At 57.4% G+C, this 19,741-nt stretch carries 17 protein-coding genes; 7 read left to right on the top strand and 10 right to left on the bottom strand.

Features of this window, described 5'->3' with window-relative positions:
- Positions 1-15 precede the first annotated feature (15 nt).
- The 3 genes from ACSBLW_RS01095 to ACSBLW_RS01085 all read right to left on the bottom strand — a co-directional run bounded on the left by ACSBLW_RS01095 (position 16) and on the right by ACSBLW_RS01085 (position 4,618).
- Positions 16-1,101 carry a DUF2235 domain-containing protein gene (locus ACSBLW_RS01095; protein ID WP_435260001.1) on the bottom strand — a complete coding sequence of 362 codons (1,086 nt, stop codon included), beginning with the start codon at positions 1,099-1,101 and terminating at the stop codon, positions 16-18.
- Entirely contained in the window at positions 1,094-3,388 is a 2,295-nt protein-coding gene (locus tag ACSBLW_RS01090; RefSeq protein WP_435258410.1) for a xanthine dehydrogenase family protein molybdopterin-binding subunit, read from the bottom strand. The genes ACSBLW_RS01095 and ACSBLW_RS01090 overlap by 8 nt, the downstream gene beginning before the upstream one ends.
- A gap of 84 nt (positions 3,389-3,472) precedes the next feature.
- Positions 3,473-4,618, bottom strand: coding sequence for a type III PLP-dependent enzyme (locus ACSBLW_RS01085; RefSeq protein WP_435258409.1), 1,146 nt, complete (start codon positions 4,616-4,618; stop codon positions 3,473-3,475).
- A 214-nt stretch (positions 4,619-4,832) separates the two neighbouring features.
- Here ACSBLW_RS01085 and ACSBLW_RS01080 point away from each other — a divergent pair, with 214 nt between their 5' ends.
- The gene (locus ACSBLW_RS01080; protein WP_435258408.1) at positions 4,833-5,264 is read left to right on the top strand and encodes an Lrp/AsnC family transcriptional regulator; all 432 of its coding nucleotides are present in this window, start codon (positions 4,833-4,835) and stop codon (positions 5,262-5,264) included.
- Here ACSBLW_RS01080 and ACSBLW_RS01075 read toward each other — a convergent pair.
- Entirely contained in the window at positions 5,261-5,905 is a 645-nt protein-coding gene (locus tag ACSBLW_RS01075) for a winged helix-turn-helix transcriptional regulator (RefSeq protein ID WP_435258407.1), read from the bottom strand. The genes ACSBLW_RS01080 and ACSBLW_RS01075 overlap by 4 nt on opposite strands.
- Positions 5,906-5,976: 71 nt before the next feature.
- Here ACSBLW_RS01075 and ACSBLW_RS01070 point away from each other — a divergent pair, with 71 nt between their 5' ends.
- Positions 5,977-6,339: a DUF1428 domain-containing protein gene (locus ACSBLW_RS01070; protein ID WP_435258406.1), complete on the top strand. Its 363-nt coding sequence runs from the start codon at positions 5,977-5,979 to the stop codon at positions 6,337-6,339.
- Positions 6,336-7,088, top strand: a complete 753-nt coding sequence (locus tag ACSBLW_RS01065; RefSeq protein ID WP_435258405.1) for a VOC family protein — start codon at positions 6,336-6,338, stop codon at positions 7,086-7,088. Before ACSBLW_RS01070 ends, ACSBLW_RS01065 begins: the two co-directional genes overlap by 4 nt.
- On the opposite strand, the gene ACSBLW_RS01060 is transcribed toward ACSBLW_RS01065, so the two are convergent.
- Positions 7,085-7,399: a hypothetical protein gene (locus ACSBLW_RS01060; protein ID WP_435258404.1), complete on the bottom strand. Its 315-nt coding sequence runs from the start codon at positions 7,397-7,399 to the stop codon at positions 7,085-7,087. The two genes, ACSBLW_RS01065 and ACSBLW_RS01060, sit on opposite strands and share 4 nt — an antisense overlap.
- An 80-nt stretch (positions 7,400-7,479) precedes the next feature.
- Between ACSBLW_RS01060 and ACSBLW_RS01055 the strand changes: the two genes are divergently transcribed.
- Entirely contained in the window at positions 7,480-10,626 is a 3,147-nt protein-coding gene (locus tag ACSBLW_RS01055; RefSeq protein ID WP_435260000.1) for a valine--tRNA ligase, read from the top strand.
- 428 nt (positions 10,627-11,054) lie between these two features.
- Here the strand turns inward: ACSBLW_RS01055 and ACSBLW_RS01050 are convergent, their stop codons facing one another.
- On the bottom strand, positions 11,055-11,336 hold the full coding sequence (locus tag ACSBLW_RS01050) for a hypothetical protein (protein WP_435258403.1): 282 nt from the start codon (positions 11,334-11,336) through the stop codon (positions 11,055-11,057).
- On the opposite strand from ACSBLW_RS01050, the gene ACSBLW_RS01045 reads away from it, so the two are divergent.
- Positions 11,335-12,303, top strand: coding sequence for a hypothetical protein (locus ACSBLW_RS01045; RefSeq protein ID WP_435258402.1), 969 nt, complete (start codon positions 11,335-11,337; stop codon positions 12,301-12,303). The genes ACSBLW_RS01050 and ACSBLW_RS01045 overlap by 2 nt on opposite strands.
- A complete protein-coding gene (locus ACSBLW_RS01040) occupies positions 12,300-12,830 on the top strand; it encodes a hypothetical protein (protein ID WP_435258401.1) in 531 nt (176 codons plus the stop codon). The genes ACSBLW_RS01045 and ACSBLW_RS01040 overlap by 4 nt, the downstream gene beginning before the upstream one ends.
- Positions 12,831-12,901: 71 nt before the next feature.
- Here ACSBLW_RS01040 and ACSBLW_RS01035 read toward each other — a convergent pair whose 3' ends face one another.
- The 4 genes from ACSBLW_RS01035 to ACSBLW_RS01020 all read right to left on the bottom strand — a co-directional run bounded on the left by ACSBLW_RS01035 (position 12,902) and on the right by ACSBLW_RS01020 (position 17,277).
- On the bottom strand, positions 12,902-13,210 hold the full coding sequence (locus ACSBLW_RS01035) for a hypothetical protein (protein WP_435258400.1): 309 nt from the start codon (positions 13,208-13,210) through the stop codon (positions 12,902-12,904).
- Positions 13,211-13,383: 173 nt separating this feature from the next.
- Positions 13,384-13,941, bottom strand: coding sequence for a hypothetical protein (locus ACSBLW_RS01030; protein WP_435258399.1), 558 nt, complete (start codon positions 13,939-13,941; stop codon positions 13,384-13,386).
- 1 nt (position 13,942) lies between these two features.
- Positions 13,943-15,667 (bottom strand): hypothetical protein, encoded by a 1,725-nt coding sequence (locus tag ACSBLW_RS01025; RefSeq protein WP_435258398.1) that lies wholly within the window; start codon positions 15,665-15,667, stop codon positions 13,943-13,945.
- Entirely contained in the window at positions 15,667-17,277 is a 1,611-nt protein-coding gene (locus ACSBLW_RS01020) for a glycosyltransferase (protein WP_435258397.1), read from the bottom strand. Before ACSBLW_RS01020 ends, ACSBLW_RS01025 begins: the two co-directional genes overlap by 1 nt.
- Positions 17,278-17,983: 706 nt before the next feature.
- On the opposite strand from ACSBLW_RS01020, the gene ACSBLW_RS01015 reads away from it, so the two are divergent.
- Positions 17,984-19,729, top strand: a complete 1,746-nt coding sequence (locus ACSBLW_RS01015; protein ID WP_435258396.1) for a class I SAM-dependent methyltransferase — start codon at positions 17,984-17,986, stop codon at positions 19,727-19,729.
- Positions 19,730-19,741: the final 12 nt, after the last annotated feature.

Below are 19,741 nucleotides of genomic sequence, written 5' to 3'. Positions count from 1 at the left end.
CTCCTCTATCGGAACCTAGACTGAACGACGAAGACGCCCCGCGCGCAAGGTTGAAGTCAACACTGAACGCCATGTCTTTGGCGCTTCGACCGAGGGGTGAAGCTTCTCGCTTCGGTCCACTCCCACCCACCTGCGGCGACGCAGCAGGAAAAGCTTCCCCCAAGATCGCCATGTGCCAACCATTGGCGCGGTCGCGTCGCATGGGAAAAGCATCCGCCAGTTTTCCGGCAGCGTCAGCCCGCAGGCTTCAGCACGCTCCAACATCCAGACCAAGGGAATGTTTGAAAGGGGCCGAGCCTCAATGCAGGCACCGATCTGGCCGCCCACATCCGCATGGGCGCCTCGGAACCAAACTTGCTCGACATTACCTTCCCACCCCTCCGGACAATCCCAGAGAACAGGTTCAAACACCGCGCGGGTTTCGTCATGCGCCAAAGCATGAAACCCATGCCGGATCGACGGGCCCAGATGGTGATTATGGAAATCATGTGCGTTGTCGGTCAAAACCCAAAGTCCCGGCAGCCTCCACCCAAGCGCCTTGACCGTGTCCCAAACGCCGACCATCTCGATCGGGCATTCGTCATGGCAGTGGTTTTGCGCGAATATTTGTGCCGACCGTGTTGCCGGACCAAGCTGATAGTGCCGATAAGCCATGGTCACATTGCGCTCTGTTGCCTCTTCGGCCTTCAGCAAACCAATCCGGTCGATCACGCCCGCCAAGGACCGGACAGCATAGGCCCCGCGTGAATAACCAAAAAGGAAAATCCGATCTCCGGGCCGATAGCGGCTTGCCAGCCATCCGTAAGCCCGCCGGATCTGGCGGTTTATGCCGCGCCCAATGGCGACATCGACCCAGCGCTTCCAGCCTTCCCATTGCAGGCCCGGCTCATAATAGACGCGCCGCCCCGGCCCCGGTCCCTCCCCCGACAACAGCCTGAAGGTTAGGCCAGCATTCGTCTCCAACCCCGGCTCAAGGGTCGACATCGTCCCATCCAGAATTACAATCAAATCGACCGAGCCCCGTGTCTTTGCGTCGGGTGCAGACCCTTGGGTCGCCACCACTGGATGGCGGCGAATCCATCGGCTTATGCGGTCAATCAGTGCCGTTTTGGGCCTCCATCAGCCAGTGCCAGACGCGCGACGGCGTGAAGGGCATGTCCACCTTTTTCACCCCGGCCTCGGCCAAGGCATCCCGAACGGCATTTGACACGGCACCAAGAGCACCAACGGTTCCGGCCTCGCCACAGCCTTTCATGCCCAGCGGGTTTGCAACGGACGGAACAGGTTCAAAGCCAATATCGATCATTGGCAGATCATCGGCCCGCGGCATCGCATAGTCCATGAAACTCGCCGTGAGCAACTGCCCTGCCGCGTCATGAACCGCGTTCTCCGTGACTGCCTGACCAAACCCCTGCACCACGCCTCCATGCACCTGCCCGATCGCTAGTTCAGGGGCTATCAGCACCCCGAAATCGTCGACCACCGTATAACGATCCAGAACCAGACTTCCCGTCTCTGGATCAATTTCAATTTCTGCGAGATGCGCGCCGTTGGGGAAACTACGCCCCTCCAAGGTGATTTGACGGCTCGTATCCAACAAATCCTGTCTTCCCTTCGTCCGGGCAAGATCGGCAGCTTCGGCCAGCGTCATTCGCTTGTTTGTGCCGGTCCCACCAAACGACTGCCCATCAAAGGTCACTTCCGGAATATCCCACTCCTCAGTCAAAAATGCGGCAAAACTTGTCAATAATGCGTTGATCGTCGCTTTCATTGCCGTGCCCTGCACGGTGACTGACCGCGAACCGCCCGTTCCCCCACCAGTTGGAATGGCGTCAGAGTCGCCCTGCACGACGCGCACCTTTTCCGGGTCCAGTCCCGTTTGATCTGCCACCATACGCGCATAGACCGTCTCATGGCCCTGCCCGTTAGATTGGGTACCAACATAAAGGGTCGAGGCCCCCTCCGGCTCTAGAACCAGACGGGCCGTTTCACTCGGATCGCCCAGAATACATTCGATATAGGTGGCGACCCCCAAGCCCCGCAACTTACCCCGCGAGGCACTTTCCGCCTTGCGCGCGGCAAAGCCGGCAACATCTCCGCGTGCTTTCGCAACCGAAAGAATGCGCGGGAAGTCTCCTACATCAATCACTTCCCCGACGACTGTCCGATAAGGGAAGGTGCGGATCACGTTCTTTTCCCGGAACTCAAACGGATCTAGGCCAAGCACCCGCGCAGCTTCATCCATCACCCTTTCCAGGGTTAAAATCGCCTCCGGCCGCCCAGCGCCCCGATAGGCGTCCACAGGCGCGGTGTTGGTATAAACCCCCACTGCCCGCATATAAGCCGCCTGGATGTCATAGGTTCCGGTCAACACCTTGGAAAAAAGCTCCGACTGAATGGGCTGGGCGAATTGCGAGTTGTAGGCGCCAAGGTTGGAGACAAGGTTAACGCGATATCCGGTGATCCTGTGACCGGCATCCAAAGCAAGTTCCGCCAGCGCAACCAGATCGCGCCCCGCATTGTCGGTCAGCATTGACTCGGTGCGCCCTGCGGTCCAGCGGACGGCTTGGCCCAAGGTCAGTGCAGCCGCTGCGACGACGATATATTCCGGGTAAGTCATGGCCTTCATGCCAAACCCCCCGCCGACATCGGGGTTTGTCACCCGGATGGCCTCACGCGGCAGGCCCAACATTCGCGCGGTTTCATTGCGCTGGTTCCATACTCCCTGCCCGTTCACGCAAAGGTGCAACCGCGCCCCGTCCCACTCGGCATAACAGCCACGCGGCTCCATCGGGTTCACGATAACCCGGTTGTGCACCACTTCAAGCGTAACGACATGAACCGCCGACGCAAAAGCCGCCTCCGCCGCTGGCTCATTGCCTATGCCCCAGTCGTAAGCCAGATTTCCCGGCGCCTCGGGATGGATGGTCGGGCCTCCCGGTTTGAGCGCCAGCGAAACCGGCTCATCCTCGATTTCCAGCCAGATCGCCTCAGCCGCATCCAGCGCCTGCGCCATGGTCTCGGCGACGATGACGGCGACCGCTTCTCCGACGTGGCGCACAATACCTCTCGCCAAAACCGGGCGTTCCGGCGCGGCCCCCTTGAAGCCATCACGATTGGTCAGGACCGCGCCTCGCATACCCAGCGTGACACCCAAGCCCTCCAAACCCGCCGCATCCAGCACAAGACGCACGCCTGGCATCTCTCGGGCAGCATCCAAATCAAGGGCTGTAATCCGACCATGCGCCTGATTTGAACGCAGAAAATAGGCATACAAAGCACCTGCGGGCGCGATGTCATCAACATACCTGCCCTGCCCGGTCAGGAAACGCCGATCTTCCAACCGCCCAGCAGGTTGTGCTTTACCGAATTTCGCCGCTTCCACCATCTCGTTCTCCCTGCCTGTCCGCAGGAAAAACTACGCCCCCGGCTGGGTTTGTCCAGCCGGGGGCGTCCTTAAAAGCCGTTTCGGTCAGATCTTTTGCGAAAGCACCGTCGCCAGCTGCAATTCGCCAAAGCCGTTAAAGCGCGAGTTGGTCACCACAGAATAGGCGCCCATGCCGTGAACGATGATGTAATCACCCTCGGCAATGTCGCCCGGAAGCGGGATGTCGCCCGGCAGACGGTCAACCGAATCGCAGGTCGGGCCAAAGACGATGCGTGGCACGGTCTCACCCATGCGCTGCTCGCCCTCGGGCGACAGAACTTCCATCCGGTCGATCACACCGATCAGCGGCAGCTCTGCCAGCGATCCATAGACACCGTCGTTCAGAAAGACATGTTCGCCATCGCGCACCGACTTGACCTTTGCAGCCAGCGTAAAGGCGTCGCCACACATCGCACGACCCGGCTCGCAGATCAGCAGCGGACGGTTTTCGCCAAAGGCTTCGGTCGCGACGCGGTCAATCAACTGGAAGGTTTCTTCCAGCTGGGGAACAACACCGTTCAGACGATGGTTCGGAAAGCCACCACCCACGTTCAGTCGGGCAATACTGACACCTGCACGCTTGGCGATCTCAGCAGCCTCACGAATGTATGATTCCCAAGCATGGGGGTCCGTGCATTGCGTACCGGGGTGGAAGGTGATCGACGGAATGAAACCAGCCTCTGCCACGGTCTTCAGCAGATCGGTTGCCAGCTCGGCCGTCGCACCGAACTTCGCGCCAAAGTTATAGGCGGCACCTGCCACCGGCAATTTGAAGCGCACCGAAATCTCGGTCCCTTCCGAAGGGACCAGTTCCACCAGTTTGGCCAGTTCCGAAGCGGAATCAACGCTGTAGGACTTCACCCCACGCTCAACAGCATAGGCGATTTCGTGGCGCGCGCGCACCGGGTTGTTGTAGTGAATGGCGGCATCGGGGGCCAAGCGGCGGATCAGGTCGATCTCGAAACCGCTGGCACAGTCATAACCGCGCACACCTGCGGCGGCGAGGTTTTCAATAACGGCTTCGGTCGGGTTTGACTTGACTGCATAGGTCACCATGCCCGGAAAACCGTCAATGAAACGGCGAGCGGCAGCCTGCACGGCAGTCGGCGCAAAGAACAACACTGGGTTGTCTGGCTGCTGGACGCGCAGATACTCGGTCGGATTGGTCCAGATCGTTTTGGAGAGTCCCATCGGCGTTTCCTTCCCTGCCAATAAGACGCAAGTCCCTTGCCGTTGCATGCAACGGGGCCGGGCACCAGCGTGGTTTCTTTGAACCAGGCCAGGTGCGTATGAGCCGCCCTTTTCCTGCAATCAGCATGCGCCATATGGGGCACATTTTCACCGAACAAAACTGTATATTTGTAGCGAAACCCCGTTATAATGACGAAAACACCGGTCAAATTTCATGGATGATCTCGATAGAAACATTATAGCCCTTTTGCGCGCCGATGCCCGCCTATCGTTGGCGACTCTGGCGCGGCGACTAAAGGTTGCGCGTTCCACCGTTCAGACGCGCCTTGAACGGTTGGAAGTGAATGGAACCATCGCGGGCTACACCTTGAAACTGGGCGAAGGTGCCGACCCAAACCGCCTTCGGGCAACGGTTATGCTGACAATCGAGCCCCGCACTCAGGCCGCTGTCGTGCAAAGATTAAAGGCAATTTCCGAGATCGAGCGCGTCTTCACTACCTCGGGCCGCGTCGATTTGCTTTTGCAGATCGCCTGCCCAAACACGCAGGTTCTGGACCAAGTGCTGGATCAGATCGGCGCGATGACGGGTGTGCACTCCTCGGAAAGCCTGATCCACCTTTCGACAAAGATCGACCGTGCGGTCTAGACCCGCAGCGAGAACAGGTCGACAAAGTCCTGCCCTTCCCCAAGGTCCCCTTCGAATCCGATCAGGCCTTGCGCCGTCTGCGCCAACGGCACACGCCCATAGATCGCGGAGGCCAGTGCATTGGTGCCGCCCTCAAATGTCAGATGCGCCGCCCCGTCCATGCCGCGCCGCACTGCGTAGTGGCCCTCTTTCGTTCTGATCGAAAATGGCTCGTCCGCAGCAAGTACATTCACAACATGGTCTTTGGCTCTATCGCGGGCGCACATTGCCCGCATCGACAGCATCAGCGCCGTCGGGCTGATGAACAAGGTCGGGTCATGTCCCTCTTGTCTGGCTCCCCATATGCACAAGGCTTTAATCACCGGCCAAAGCGCTTCCCCGGCGGCCGTCAATCCGTAAACGGTAATCGCAACGGGCGCAGGCAATTCCTCACGCAGGATGACCCCAGTAGCCTCCAACTCTCCCAGTCGAACCGTTAGAACATTTGCGCTTATCCCGGGCAGCCCCTCGCGAAGTGCATTGAACCGTCGCGGGCCAAGCATCAACTCGCGCACGATCAGCAAAGCCCAGCGGTCCCCGATCAGGTCTAGGGCATGGGCGGCGATGCACCCTTCATCATAGCTGCGTTTAGATTTGGTCACTTTTTCTAACTTATAGTTGCTTTTTATAACTACACCTGCCAGCCTGCCCAAACAAGTGATAGGAGTAACCAATGCCTTACATTGATGGATTTGTCATTCCGGTCCCCACTTCTCGGCGTGAAGATTACCGCGCCCACGAAGCAAAATGGTGGCCATATTTCAAGAAAAGCGGCGCAACATCGCTGGTCGTCGCATGGGGCGATGAGGTGCCAGCGGGCAAGCACACAGACTTCTTGCGCGCTGTTGACGCGACTGAGGATGAAACCGTGGTCTTTGCCTGGATGACCTGGCCCAACAAGGAAACCCGCCAAACCGCCTACGCAAAGATGCTGGCAGACATGGATCCTGCCGATATGGCTGACATGCCCTTCGATGGCCGGCGTTTGATCCACGGTGGTTTCACGCCCATTCTTGTCGAAGGAACCACGCTATGAGCAATCACGGTCTGCCCTGCTGGTATGAACTGACCTCGACCGATCTTAAAGCCTCCGCAAGATTCTATGGTCAGGTCTGTGGTTGGACTTTTGTTGATGCCGGTGTGCCCGGGTTCGACTACACCTTGGCGAAAAGTGGCGATGACATGGTGGCCGGACTTTTCGCCCCCGAATCCGCGATGCCCTGTTTCTGGATGGTCTATTTTGTTGTCGATGATTGCGACGCCGCTGCCGCCAAAGTGGCAGCGCTAGGTGGAAATGTTCATAAAGCCCCGGCCGACATTCCCGGAACAGGCCGCTTTGCCATCGTGACCGACCCGCAGGGCGCGGTCTTTGGCATGTTGCAACCCAATGCGGGCGACTCCGGCAAAGCCTATGCCGCAATGCTGGAAGGTCATGGCTGTTGGCACCAACTTGAAGCCGCCGATCCCGCGGCGGCGCTGGCGTTCTACAGCGATCTGCTGGGCTGGGCCGAAACGCGCACGCACCCGATGGGGGATCATAGTCCCTATCGGATCATCGCCGCCCAAGGCCAAGAATTCGGAGGCATTATGGAGCCGTTCCAGCCAGACACGCCCTCCCATTGGCGCCCCTTCTTCGGCGTCGCCAGTGCCACTCAGTCACTCGCGACGGTGGAAAGGGCGGGCGGGTCACTGCTCAGCGGCCCCGACCCGGTTCCAGGTGGCGCCTTTGTCGCAACCGTCAAAGACGACCAAGGCGTCACCTTTTCGCTTGTCGGCGGAGCCTAGCCTCGAACCGCCCGGATCAAACCGAAACCAAACCCGGCAAGCAGGGCGAAAGCCAGCCATGCTTGCAGTAGCAGCCAAGCATTCGCGCCCGGGTCGCCCAAGTCATGCATAGCGGTTTCCGACCGCTCGGAATCATACCAAATGTCCAGACACTTCCCGACTTGCGGATTGATCTGCAAATGTTCGGTCTCTGCCAGCTCTACGCCCCAGTCGTAGGCCACTACCCCCATCGAATAGTAAAAGCTCGAAATATGACGCGTTCTCGGCCCGCCCCGAAGCTGCTCAACTAGGCTGATCCGATATCGGCCCATGTTCCCACGGCTTCGACAAGTCTTTCCCTCGCCGCGCCGATTGGCTATTCCCTCGCTCGATGAATAAAGGGATCCCGACCATGCCGATGGAAAAGAACTTCAACGCCGCCGAGGCCGAAGCCCGCATCTCGCAGCAATGGCTCGACACCAAAGCTTTCGCCGCTGGTGCCCATGCTAAACCCGGTGCACCAAGCTTCTCCATTGTCATCCCCCCGCCAAACGTCACCGGCAGCCTGCATATGGGCCACGCCTTCAACAACACGCTGCAAGACATCCTGACCCGCTGGCACCGGATGAAGGGCGACGACACTCTTTGGCAGCCCGGTACCGACCACGCGGGAATCGCGACCCAAATGGTGACCGAACGCGAAATGGCCAAGAACGGCGAACCCACCCGCCGTGAAATGGGGCGCGAAAAGTTCCTCGACCGCGTCTGGCAGCAGAAAGTCAAATCCCGCGGCACCATCATCGGCCAGTTGAAGCGCCTCGGCGCCTCCTGCGACTGGGACCGTGAGGCCTTCACCATGGGCGGCGCCCAAGGTGACCCGGATATCGGAAATGGCCCCAACTTCCACGACGCCGTGATCAAGGTCTTTGTGGATATGTACAACAAGGGTCTGATCTACCGCGGCAAGCGTCTCGTGAACTGGGATCCCCATTTCGAAACAGCGATTTCCGATCTTGAGGTCGAGAATATCGAGGTCGACGGCCATATGTGGCACTTCAAATACCCGCTCGCGGGCGGCGCCACCTATGAATATGTCGAAAAGGATGCCGAAGGGAATGTGACCCTGCGCGAGACGCGCGATTACATCTCGATCGCCACCACACGGCCCGAAACCATGCTGGGCGACGGCGCGGTTGCCGTGCATCCGTCAGACGAACGCTATGCCCCCATCGTGGGCCAACTCTGCGAAATTCCGGTGGGGCCGAAAGAGCACCGCCGCCTGATCCCGATCATCGTCGATGAATACCCCGACCCCAATTTCGGCTCGGGCGCAGTCAAGATCACCGGCGCGCATGACTTCAACGATTACGGCGTGGCCAAGCGCGGCAATATCCCCTGCTACCGCCTGATGGACACCCGCGCCCAGATGCGCGCCGATGGCGCCCCCTATGATCAGGCCGCCGCCATCGCTGGCGCCGTCTCGCGCGGCGAGAAAACGCTGACCGAGAGCGAAGCCGACGCCCTGAATCTCGTCCCCGATCACCTGCGCGGGCTTGACCGGATGGAGGCCCGCCGCAGCGTGGTCGAGGAAATCACCGCCGAGGGCCTCGCCGTGATGACCCTCGCCACCGATCCTCGCCTTGGCAAAGCCGCGCTGAAGCCGGATGCCGAAGGCGCCGATGCCCTCGTCCCGCTGGTCGAGGCGAAAAAGATCATGCAGCCCTTCGGCGACCGCTCAAAAGTGGTGATCGAGCCGATGTTGACCGACCAATGGTTCGTCGACACCGCGAAAATCGTGGAACCGGCGCTGGAGGCCGTGCGGACCGGCAAGACCAAGATCATCCCGGATTCGGGAGAAAAAACCTATTACCACTGGCTGGAAAACATCGAACCTTGGTGCATCAGCCGCCAGCTTTGGTGGGGCCACCAGATCCCGGTGTGGTATGGCTTCAACTTTGAGGGCATAAAGGAACGCGAAGACGGAGACTACACCTTCGGTGCGGAACAACTTCGGGAAGTAGCTGCAGACATCAACTACGAAGTGACCGTCGACACTATATTTAAGTGCGCATCGACACCGGGAGAGGCCGCCTCACAATTTGTTAGAGATGAAGTTACTCAGTACCCTCATATTTTGAATTCTATGAGGGTCATTGAAGTTCAGAATCGTGCTGAGGCTAACGACGCGTTCCTAAAAGGTGTTCGTGCCTTTGTTTTTAGCAAATCTTCCGACGATTTAGTGTACCCTATCTGGCGCGACCCCGACGTCCTCGACACATGGTTCTCCTCGGGCCTCTGGCCCATCGGAACGCTCGGCTGGCCAGAACAGACCCCGGAACTGAACAAATATTTCCCCACCTCGGTCCTGATCACCGGGGCAGACATCCTGTTCTTCTGGGTCGCCCGGATGATGATGATGCAGTTGGCCGTGGTGGATGAGATTCCATTCCACACCGTCTACCTGCATGGCCTTGTCCGCGACGCCAAGGGCAAGAAGATGTCGAAATCTCTCGGCAACGTCATCGACCCGCTGGAGATCATCGACGAATACGGCGCCGATGCCCTGCGCTTCACCAACGCAGCCATGGCTTCGCTTGGCGGCGTGCTGAAACTCGACACAGCGCGCATCGCCGGCTACCGCAATTTCGGCACTAAACTCTGGAACGCCTGCCGCTTTGCCGAAATGAACGGCGTGTGGGAAGGCCACAAGACCCAAAGTCAGCCCCCGGCCCCACAGGCCACCGTGAACCGCTGGATCATTGGCGAGACGGTAAAGACGCTGGCCGAGGTGGATGCGGCCCTGACCGAGTTCCGCTTCGACACCGCCGCTGACGCGCTTTACAAATTCGTCTGGGGCAAGGTCTGCGACTGGTATGTCGAATTCGCCAAGCCGCTGTTCGACGGCGATCAGGCGCAGGAAACCCGTGAAACCATGGCTTGGGTGCTGGATCAGTGCATGATCCTTCTGCACCCGATGATGCCCTTCATCACCGAAGAACTCTGGGCCACCACCGGCACCCGCGGCTCAATGATCGTCCATGCCGACTGGCCACAACTGTCGGACAGCCTGATCGACGCCGCCGCCATGCAGGAAATGACCTGGGTGACCGGGTTGATCGACTCGATCCGCTCGGCCCGCGCCCAAGTCCATGTTCCCGTCGGCCTGAAACTCGACATCGTCGCCACCCAAATGGACGACGCCTCCCAAGGCGCTTGGGACCGGAATGAGACGCTGATCAAGCGCCTCGCCCGGATCGAAAGCCTGACCCGCGCGGATTCCGCCCCGAAAGGCTCGATTACCGTCCCGGCCGAGGGCGCAAGTTTCGCCATCCCGCTCGAAGGTGTCATCGACATCGCCGAGGAAAAGGCCCGGCTGCAAAAGTCACTCGACAAGCTGGCCAAGGAAATCGGCGGATTGAAAGGCCGACTGAACAACCCGAACTTCGCGGCTTCGGCCCCGGAAGAGGTGGTGGAAGAAGCCCGCAGCAATCTCGAAGCCCGCGAAGGCGAAGCCGCCCAACTCTCTGCCGCCCTCGCACGGCTTGCCGAAATCGGCTAAAGCCACCTCCCCGCCGCAGCCTTATATGCCTCCGGCGGGGATATTTAAGGACAGAAAAGAACCGCTCCATTTTCTGTCTGAAAATATCCTCGGGGGGCAGCGGTTTGCCGTCGGCAAACCGCGTTAGGGGGGCAGACAGCCCCCCTTCTTTCTTCCAATTCAGAAAGACAGAAAAGGCATCCGGCACCGCCACAGGCAACCTTTCCAAAGGTCTGTTCAGGTTGCTGACGGCCGACCTTTGACCGCCCAGTGCAAGGATGAAGCCGTCTCGTGACACCACGGGCGCTCGCGGAAAGCGGGTGATGATAAGTCTTTTTGTGGGGAAAATTGCCCTGCTGGAAACGCTTTTTTAATAGGGAAGCCGGTGACAAAGGATCCGCCACGCCCAGTTCGGAATCCGGTTTAAGGTTACATCCTAAAGTATGTATCTAGAATGATTTTTTTAACACGAGATGGCGCGAAAAATCGCGAATCGCAACCCGGAAACGAATCGTTTCCATATTAAAAACCGTCGTCCGGGCGGCAAAAACTCGGAAAAATGGTTGAATTGCGGCACGACAATGGCAAATTGCCGCAACCCTTAGTTGAATTTTGACCATAATTTCCAGATTCTCTAGCCCAACGTCTAAAATTAGATCTAAAGTATAGGTAGAGGACCAAAGTTTTACTTTTCTCCACACTTCTGGACCAAGAGGGCGATGAAACGCCATGCTTATCAAACTTAATATATATTCGATTTGCGCCATTTCGGCGCTGACGGTGGCCTCTGCAGCCTCCGCACAGCAATCTCGGACCGCGATTGACCGCGACCTGCAGGGTGTCACTGATTTCCGCAACCCCGTATTTGCTGGCTGTCTTGGACAACAGACTTGCACGGTCAGTGGCATTACCGTCGCGGCCTTCCGCGAGGACGCCACCGGTGCAACGGTTGATGCGACGATCTATTGGGATCCGGTCGACGGTTTCGGGGTTCAAGACGGGGCCCAGAACGACGAGATTGATTTTGACGAGACCTTGATCGTCACTTTCGCCAACGCTCAGCGTGTTTCAGGTGCCTGGCTCAGCGATCTGTTTGTCAGCGAGTCCGGTCGTTACAACGCGACCGCCACTGCCGGGGTCGATGGCGAGATCGGACAGATGGACATGCGGCGCGGGGGCGTGTCGAAAACACAGCTGATCGTGAATGCAGATGCCGATCTGCCGACACGCACGTTTAATGCGGAACTTGACCCTGCAGTCTTCTCCAAGAACGGGGACCTCCTTCACCGCGTGATCATTCGCAACAATGACGTGCGTCTGGTCTCTGCCACCGGGGTGCAGCGCGTCGGTCCGCTGAATGGTGGCGACGGGATCATTGATGCCGACAAGCAGGATCTGTTCGCAGGTCTGCCGACAATCGAGATCGACACACAACGACTGCTTTCCATGATTGACGGCGTCGTCCTGTTCCCGGTCGGCGAACACAATGAGGATCATGTGGCCGGCCTTGCCAGCAGCCCGCTTGCGCTTGAAAACCTATACCAGAACAGCAAGGCGATGCGGAACGGATCAGATCTGTCGAACGGCGAAGTCGCGGCATATCTGAACAGCCCGATCAGCGTCGATGAGATCATCTTCACTGCACCCTTTGGGTCCAGCAACGAGTTCTCTGTCTCGGGGGTCATCGTGCTGCCATGAAAAAGATTTTCGTAACCATTTTCACCAAAGTCGTTTTCGGCACGCTGATCGTGGGCCGGACGGCAGCCTCGGCAATGCCAGCGGTCCCGCAAATCAACCATGAGAATAACGCATGGTCGAATGTGCGCCGCGAAATCGAGCGGTTCGACCATAATCAGGGCGCAATCAGCCTTGATCACTGGCTCGCCTCGGAAAGCGTGCGCCTGCCTCTGGCTGAAGCCATCGCAGACTCTTACTCACGCGTCCCAAGTTCGGAATGGCTTGCCCTCGACGCACATTGGGTAACCTTCGTTGGAGCGTCCGGAAACGATGCTGATGCCGAAGTGTTCATCAAGGTTCGCGCGGAAGTGATCGCCCGCCTTTCCGGCGAAACCCAGCCGAACACGCGGCAGGAATACCTTGACCAGTGGCTGCTCAAAGCGAACGGCCATTGCTATTCCGGCGGTGGCAGTGGGAATTGCGGCGTCGGCCTCGGCGGTGGCGGCGGCAACGGAACTAGCGACGAAGGCCAAGGTAACGATCCTTGACTTAGGTCTCAAGAGCGTGATCGGTCACTTAGACCGATCATTTCGCTCAAACGATCATAAGTCTGCCCAGTTCAGCGAAAGACGACGTCTGTCCGCTTGCCAAGACGCTTGTCCAGCGACGCTTCACCACGGCCGGTTGCAATCAGGCAGCTATAGCCATCGGGCGTGGCCACCATCATGGTCCAGCGACCGGTCTTTGCCGAGGCATAGACCAGAACCTCGTGGTTTTCGCGGCCCTGACCAACATAGGCCAGACGTTCACCGAATTTGGTTTCCAAACGTGCTTCAACGGCGCGGCTATTGGCGCAGGTGGCAGCTGAAGCGGCCCCGGCCATCCCTGAAAGGCCCGCCAGAAGAAGCGAAAAATAAAGTGCCTTCATTAGATATCTCTCCTCATATGAAGCCCGACTTTCGAATGAGGCCATCCTACGCTCAGACTTGCGACATAAGGACCGCACAGCGGTATAACGCTGGTGTCCATACGCATAGATGAAGGGTGAATGAGGCATCCTTTCGGCTGGGTTAAGACCAAAGAAAGGAAATCAGGATCGAATTATGGCTGGTTTTTTTGCCACAAAAGCCGGCCATCGCGCAGCCGCCGAAGCTGCGAAATACCGAATCTATCGGCAAGAGCCCGCGCCACATCAACAGGATCTTCCTCGCGAACCGGCACGCATAGGAAACCATACCGAGCCAGCAATGGGATTGGCGCATAGCTCTTGCAGAAGAAGATCGGGCGCAAGAATGGCTCATGGTTATGTTCGGTCAGGAAATCGGTCAGGCTAAGGGCCAGTTGCGTTTTGTCCGTTTCCTCAATCAAAATCCCGGCCACCAAATCGACGCCAGTCGTCATATGGGACACGATGGCCCCCAATGGCGGCTGCAACGGGCGTGCCCCGGGTTGCGCCCTGCTTTGGATTGTGGAAATCGGCTCAATCGGCCTTGTGACCGCGTCACGAGAACCGAAACTGACCTCCAGATCCAACGCAAAGCCAGATTTGAGTTCTTGCAGCATTGAGCGGAATTCGTACTGCGCCAGCCGCCTGCTGCGCTGCAACTGCTGGTCCAACGTCACGAATGGGACACGGGGATCGTCAAGACCTTCTGCCATGTTAACCCCTCCCCCCCAGTTCTGCGATGCGCTGTGCCATTTCAATGGCGCCATTTTCCGGTCGCGGGCGTGACGCCATCCGTTCGCCACGCCGCACTTTTTCGAAGAACCGTGCCAAACTTGGACGGATCTCTGCGCGGTTCTGAGAGATCAAGACATCAGACCAACCTTGAGCTGCGGCATAAATGGCCCGATTGCTTTGGCTGTCCAACCGCTGATCGACCATCGGAACGAAAAGCACCGGAAATTCGGTCAGACACAGCAATTCATGGAAACTGTTGTACCCAGTCGCGGAAATCGCCCCGTCAAAGGCATTTAGAAAGCGCCCCAAGGGATAAATCTTTCGAACATTGGGTAGTCCCGCCAAGATATCGGGCACCGGAGCCAAAGGCGATTGCGCCCAGATCAAGTCCACTCGGGCCTCGTGCGCCGCGTCGCGGATATCTTCGGTCAGCCTGCCCAAAAGATCAAAGGCATCGCCGCCCAAACTGACCAGACATGTTTTCCGAAACTTGAACCGGCTGATCTTCAGTGCCGACTTTGCATCTGTTCGCGCCATCGGCTCATTGCCAAGAGACAGGATGACCGGAGCGGTCTTCCAAGTCGTCGACAGTCCTTGGGTCAAAGGATCGACGTCAACCGTCGGGCCATCATCCACTGCCTCAGCCAGATCGCCAGGCACAAGAACAGAAGTTGCATATTGCGCCCCGCCAAGGGTCACACGGCTGCTACGTTTGTTCCACATCCCGCGGCGAACCCAAACCAGATCGGGCGCACCGCATAATGGGTCCCTGATCGCCTCAATGACGCTCAGATCCAGCTCACTCCCGTCGACCAATACCGCTCTCGGTTTCAAACGCCGAAGGGTTTGCACCAGATCGGCCTTTTCCCAAAAATGCCAGTCATCCACGTTGCAGCCCAACAGCTTTACACTGTGCCGCAAATGGACCGGGTATCCCGCGCGATCAATCACGCCCGCGGCTTGCGAAAAGGACCAGAACTCGATCCTTCCAGCACCCTTCTCGGCCATGAGCTCATCTGCAATGGCCATCATCCGGGTCAGATGGCCAAGCCCCACCCCGTTCGGCACAACAATCAGATAGGTTGCCTGTGCGGGCCGATGTGATGGGTTTGGGTGTTCATTGCAGTATTCGCAAATGTCCCGCAGGTCATCGCTCATCGCACTGCTCAGGTCGAACCGCACCGCCCGGCGAAGCCGCGACCAGTTCCAGGCATCCAGATCAACGCCCGCCCCATTCCAGTACAGAGAGCCCCGGGCCTCATCCACCGTCACGGCTTTGCGAGGATCATCCGCGCGCCTCTCCGCCGATGCCGTCAGGGCGCGGACGGGGTGCTTCAAATGCCCTGCGAACTCGGCTGCTGAATCAGGGGTCAACGCGTGCAAGACGTAGTGTTCTGGCGGCATCCTGTCCAAAACAGCCGACAAGAGCATCAACCCCTGCTCCCATTCGACGGGCGTGCCGGTTTTGGAACACCGGCGCAGCACAATTTCAAACCGGCCTTTGACCTGCCCGGCAAAAACACGGCTCAAGAACGCCGTCTGACTTGCGAAAAGGCTGACCCCAACGTCCATGCCGACCTGCTCTGACGCCATATAAACTTCGCTGGCGCGACAAATCTCCAAGTCGTCCACCAATATGGGGACAAGGCGGTCATTGGTTTCGCAGTACAGGCTCAGTCTGGGCCTCTCGCTTCCAACCTCCATCAAATATCACCACCTGCAGACTGAATTCCGTAAAGACCCAAGGCCCTTTGCGCCAAGGTCGAAATGTCATACTTGCGCCGCACCTCTTTTACATTTTCCGCCCGTTGGGCAGTGTCCAGGCTTCTGATCCAATTCTCAATTTCAACAGCGGCCGCTTCGGCTTCAATATCCGGGTCCAGAACAAGATTGCCCGGCATCATCGCCTCACGCACGCCCCCCACGTCACAGGCAGCGACCGCCAATCCGCAGCATTGCGCCTCGATCACCACATTCGGCGTCCCCTCGACGCGCGACATCAACAGCAGAACATCTGCGCCTCCATAGATCGCCTCTGCTTTCGACAAATGGCTCTCGATCTTCAGGTCTTTCAGACCCAATTCTTCTCGAAGGGCTTCAATTTCACTCAAGAACGGCCCATTCCCCACAATGCGGGGCCGGACCTCCAAATTGCCACGCCGACGCAATTCGGCAACCGTCCGCATCCAAAGCTCCGGGCGCTTGTTCGCCGCCAGTCTGAAAACCCCCAAAATCCGAACAATAGGGCGCTTTCTACCCCTCAGCGGCTTGCCCGCAAGAACCGGGAATTCGCTCAGATCAATGGCGTTGCTCGTCACCGTGATCGTATGACGCTCAAGCCCGATCCAGTTTTCATAGTCGCGTGCGCCCGCCTCGGAATTCGCCGTCATCACCACGTTTGGACGCTTGCACAGCATTCCATAGATGTCCCGAAACGCGTCACGATCCTGAAGCATCCTGCGATCCGGCTGCATATTTCGGGCGGCCAGAACAATCCGGTTCACCTGCGCCATGACGCCAGCCAAGCCGGCGGCGATAGAGGATCGGTCCTGCCAGCCATGAATAACGGCGGGACGCAATTCCCGGCACAAATCAATGACGGGGGCGACATCGGCCCGAATACGCAAGGGCATTAAACCAAGCCGTGCCCGCTCCTCTTGATCCAACGCCCCATAAATTACCGTTCGCGCCTCAAGATCATGAACCGTGACCCCTAAAGACTCGAGCGCAGGCTTGAAATGGGCATGCCCCCGATCCGCTGCCGTTGAAAAAAGCCCAACGTGAACCCGCTCAGGAGCCAGACCAGCCTCCAGCAGAGATTTGACCAGCAGAACAAACTGGCGTTCCGCACCACCGGCCGCCAAAGTCGCGTTAATCAGCAGCATCGGGGCCGCAGGGTCAGACACGTCCTCCGGCACCGCAATTCGGTCAATATCCGACAAAAGAATTGCGGGACTAATGACTTGGGACATTATATCCGCACGGTCCATCGACCTGCGGTCCAGATTGAAATAGGGCCGCGCCTCTTCCAGTACCGCCCTAGCCGCGCCCCCGACATTCACCCCCTGCCCTGCAAGCCAGGCAGCCATGCCAACTTGCCCTGAATCAAGAAGGAACGTCGCCAGATCGTCCCATGTCTCTGGCGAATGGCGGTGCCGATCATGAACAGACGCAGCGTTCACAATCGTATCAATGATTGCGCCAGATTGGGAAAAACTTGAAAGCAAATTGATGCGCGAAATAAGATCAAGGTCTGGCTGCGTCTTATCCGATGAAATCAGTATCTCGGCAGCCGATCGCGCCGAGCGTTCCATTTGTTCAAACCGCGCATGAAGCTGAATGATTTTCAGTCGCGCTTCCGTCGCTAATTGGGGGAACCTTTTTGCAATGTCCTCCCAGAGTTCAATCGCAGCCGCCCAATCCCTGCGTCGTTCCTCAAGTCTTGCCGTGCGAATGGCAACACGCCGCTCGTCAGGAAATCTTTTCTGAAGCTCATTCAATAGGGTGCTTGCTTCCTCGATGCGGTTCTGATTTCGCAACAGATCGAAATGCAATATCCCCACGTCAATTGATCTATCCTTTATCGAGGAGACAAGCGAAAGCGCCCGGTCAGGATCAGAGGCCGCGTAAACCTTGAATAATACGAGTTGTGCCGGGCCATAAGAAGGCGCGCTTCCAAAAACTCTTCCAATAACGTTCTCGGCTTGGGAAAGCTCTCCAAGTCCAAGCAATATGTTTCCGTATGAAACTGCTAAATCGCCATGAAGGTGATCGGAATCAAATAGCGCCTCACAACAAATCTCAGCTGTTTTAATATCGCCTACTCTAAGGCAAGCTCTTGCAACAATCTCCCAAAGGCTGGGCTGCTCCAAAACATTGAAACCAGACGACGAAAGCGTCGCAAGTGCCTTTGCAGTATTATTTTCGCGACAAAGATCTACAAGAATTGAGCGAACTTGTGCCAAAGTCAGAGATGGCGTATGGTCTGCCAAAATGATCTCCCAGAGACTTCCTCAGAATATGGCTCAACCAAGCAGAACTCGCAAGTCAATCAAGACGGCAATTCCTGTCGAGATTCCCAGCATGATCGGTAAAGTCGATATCGATCTACTTGAAAAGCATCTAAGCTCGCTTCCGCCAGACGCAGTGATCCTTGAATTTGGCCCTTGGCTGGGCAGCGTCACAAGCCGACTGGCCGCGCATGGCCACGTCCATGTGGTCGACAATTTCCTTTGGACCTCCGATCACGCGAAGAAGGTTCCGGGACTGACAGAAGCCGGGCAGTCCTTCCGTTCGTTCTTCGAGAAGAACATGCAGTCACGCAACCATTCGGTCACCGTGCATGAAACCGACATGCTCGATTTCGAATGGTCGGGCGGGCCGATTGATTTTTGCATGATCGACGCACCCAAGACCCCGGAAATGGCGCTTGCTGTGCTTAAGAAACTGCAGGGAAACGTAAAACCTGAAACCATTGTTCTTTTCAAGAACGCCCTTTCTGCCTCGATTCCTGATCTCGTTCTAATGGTGCATCAATTGCTGGATGCTGGCGCGATTGTCCGCAGCGACATTCCAGCGCACAAAAATTGCAATACGCTCGCTTTCAGGCCCGGCCCGGAATTCGATCATCTTGACGCGCATGCAAAACAGTCTTTGGTGTCGGCTCCCGCCACAGGAAGCACCGAAGGAAGCGTTGTGGTGCAGGTCGCATCCATGATCCAACATATCGGTAATGGTAACTGGATCGGCGCTTATGAATTGCTGTCCGATATGCCCCAGGATCCGAATTCAATCGTCATCTGGGACGCAGCGGCAAAAAGATTGATGGTCCGGGATGTACCAACTGATCGTCTTGACTTGTTCAACGAGATGTTTTCATTCCACCACACAAGCCTTGGTACCCAGCCCGGTGCAATCAATATGGCACGCAGTCTGGCCCATATGATGCGCGCCTATTGGGTGAATAATTCAGACAAACCGTGGCGTGGCCAGTGTTTCCAACCGGCCCTTATGGAACAAGCCCTTTCTTACGGTTACATAAAATGGCCAGAGAAAATTCAGGAGCTTGTTCGCGGAAAAGATGTATTAGATGTCGGCTGCGGTTCCGGACTTCATGGCATTGGCTATCTTGCGGCCGGCGCAAAAAGCTATTTTGGAATTGATCCGATTATTAACCTGGACAAGGATCGGGTTAAAAACCTAACGGAAAAGACAAAAGAAGCCTTTGGCTGGACACCACGCGAAATAGCAGCATTGCTTCATCCCTGGAAAATCACGCCAGAGCCGATTCAATCCCTGCCGAATGAACGTAACTTTGACATTGCAACGCTGCACAATGTCACTGAACATCTGCTTCAAATCGACGAGGTGTTCCAAGCAATAGCCTCGCGTCTCCGCGAAGGCGGAAAGATTTTCTATAATCATCAAAATTTCTACGCATGGAACGGGCATAATCTTTCGCCCAAAAGCCTCAACGCGATTGACCCCAAGAATATAGAGCAAAAAGACTATATAGATTGGGCGCACATCGCTTACGAACCGGACCCGACGCATTATATCGCTCGGGGGCTGAACCGGATCCGTCTGGACGACATTTTAGAAGTAACTTCTCGGTATTTCGACATCGAAACTTCTGAAGAGATCCCGACACAGCCCGAAAACGGCGGCCTTCGGCTGACCGATGAAATCAGGGCACGTTATCCAAATCTGACGGATCGCGATTTCCTGACCCAGAAACTGGTGGTAACGGCCCGGGTCAAGATTTAGCCCTGACCCGGC

The organism is Thioclava sp. FR2 (genome assembly GCF_051200875.1).
Classification (GTDB): Bacteria; Pseudomonadota; Alphaproteobacteria; order Rhodobacterales; family Rhodobacteraceae; genus Pseudotabrizicola.
The sequence above is the reverse complement of the archived record's forward strand: the minus strand, read 5'-3'. Positions and strand labels throughout refer to the sequence as shown.

Excerpts from the sequence above, each read along its gene's own strand:
- ACSBLW_RS01090 (WP_435258410.1), bottom strand. The coding sequence starts at position 3,388 with ATGGTGGAAGCGGCGAAATTCGGTAAAGCACAACCTGCTGGGCGGTTG.
- ACSBLW_RS01085 (WP_435258409.1), bottom strand. The coding sequence starts at position 4,618 with ATGGGACTCTCCAAAACGATCTGGACCAATCCGACCGAGTATCTGCGC.
- ACSBLW_RS01080 (WP_435258408.1), top strand. The coding sequence starts at position 4,833 with ATGGATGATCTCGATAGAAACATTATAGCCCTTTTGCGCGCCGATGCC.
- ACSBLW_RS01070 (WP_435258406.1), top strand. The coding sequence starts at position 5,977 with ATGCCTTACATTGATGGATTTGTCATTCCGGTCCCCACTTCTCGGCGT.
- ACSBLW_RS01065 (WP_435258405.1), top strand. The coding sequence starts at position 6,336 with ATGAGCAATCACGGTCTGCCCTGCTGGTATGAACTGACCTCGACCGAT.
- ACSBLW_RS01060 (WP_435258404.1), bottom strand. The coding sequence starts at position 7,399 with ATGGGCCGATATCGGATCAGCCTAGTTGAGCAGCTTCGGGGCGGGCCG.
- ACSBLW_RS01055 (WP_435260000.1), top strand. The coding sequence starts at position 7,480 with ATGCCGATGGAAAAGAACTTCAACGCCGCCGAGGCCGAAGCCCGCATC.
- ACSBLW_RS01045 (WP_435258402.1), top strand. The coding sequence starts at position 11,335 with ATGCTTATCAAACTTAATATATATTCGATTTGCGCCATTTCGGCGCTG.
- ACSBLW_RS01050 (WP_435258403.1), bottom strand. The coding sequence starts at position 11,336 with ATGGCGTTTCATCGCCCTCTTGGTCCAGAAGTGTGGAGAAAAGTAAAA.
- ACSBLW_RS01040 (WP_435258401.1), top strand. The coding sequence starts at position 12,300 with ATGAAAAAGATTTTCGTAACCATTTTCACCAAAGTCGTTTTCGGCACG.
- ACSBLW_RS01035 (WP_435258400.1), bottom strand. The coding sequence starts at position 13,210 with ATGAAGGCACTTTATTTTTCGCTTCTTCTGGCGGGCCTTTCAGGGATG.
- ACSBLW_RS01030 (WP_435258399.1), bottom strand. The coding sequence starts at position 13,941 with ATGGCAGAAGGTCTTGACGATCCCCGTGTCCCATTCGTGACGTTGGAC.
- ACSBLW_RS01025 (WP_435258398.1), bottom strand. The coding sequence starts at position 15,667 with ATGGAGGTTGGAAGCGAGAGGCCCAGACTGAGCCTGTACTGCGAAACC.
- ACSBLW_RS01020 (WP_435258397.1), bottom strand. The coding sequence starts at position 17,277 with ATGGAACGCTCGGCGCGATCGGCTGCCGAGATACTGATTTCATCGGAT.
- ACSBLW_RS01015 (WP_435258396.1), top strand. The coding sequence starts at position 17,984 with ATGGCTCAACCAAGCAGAACTCGCAAGTCAATCAAGACGGCAATTCCT.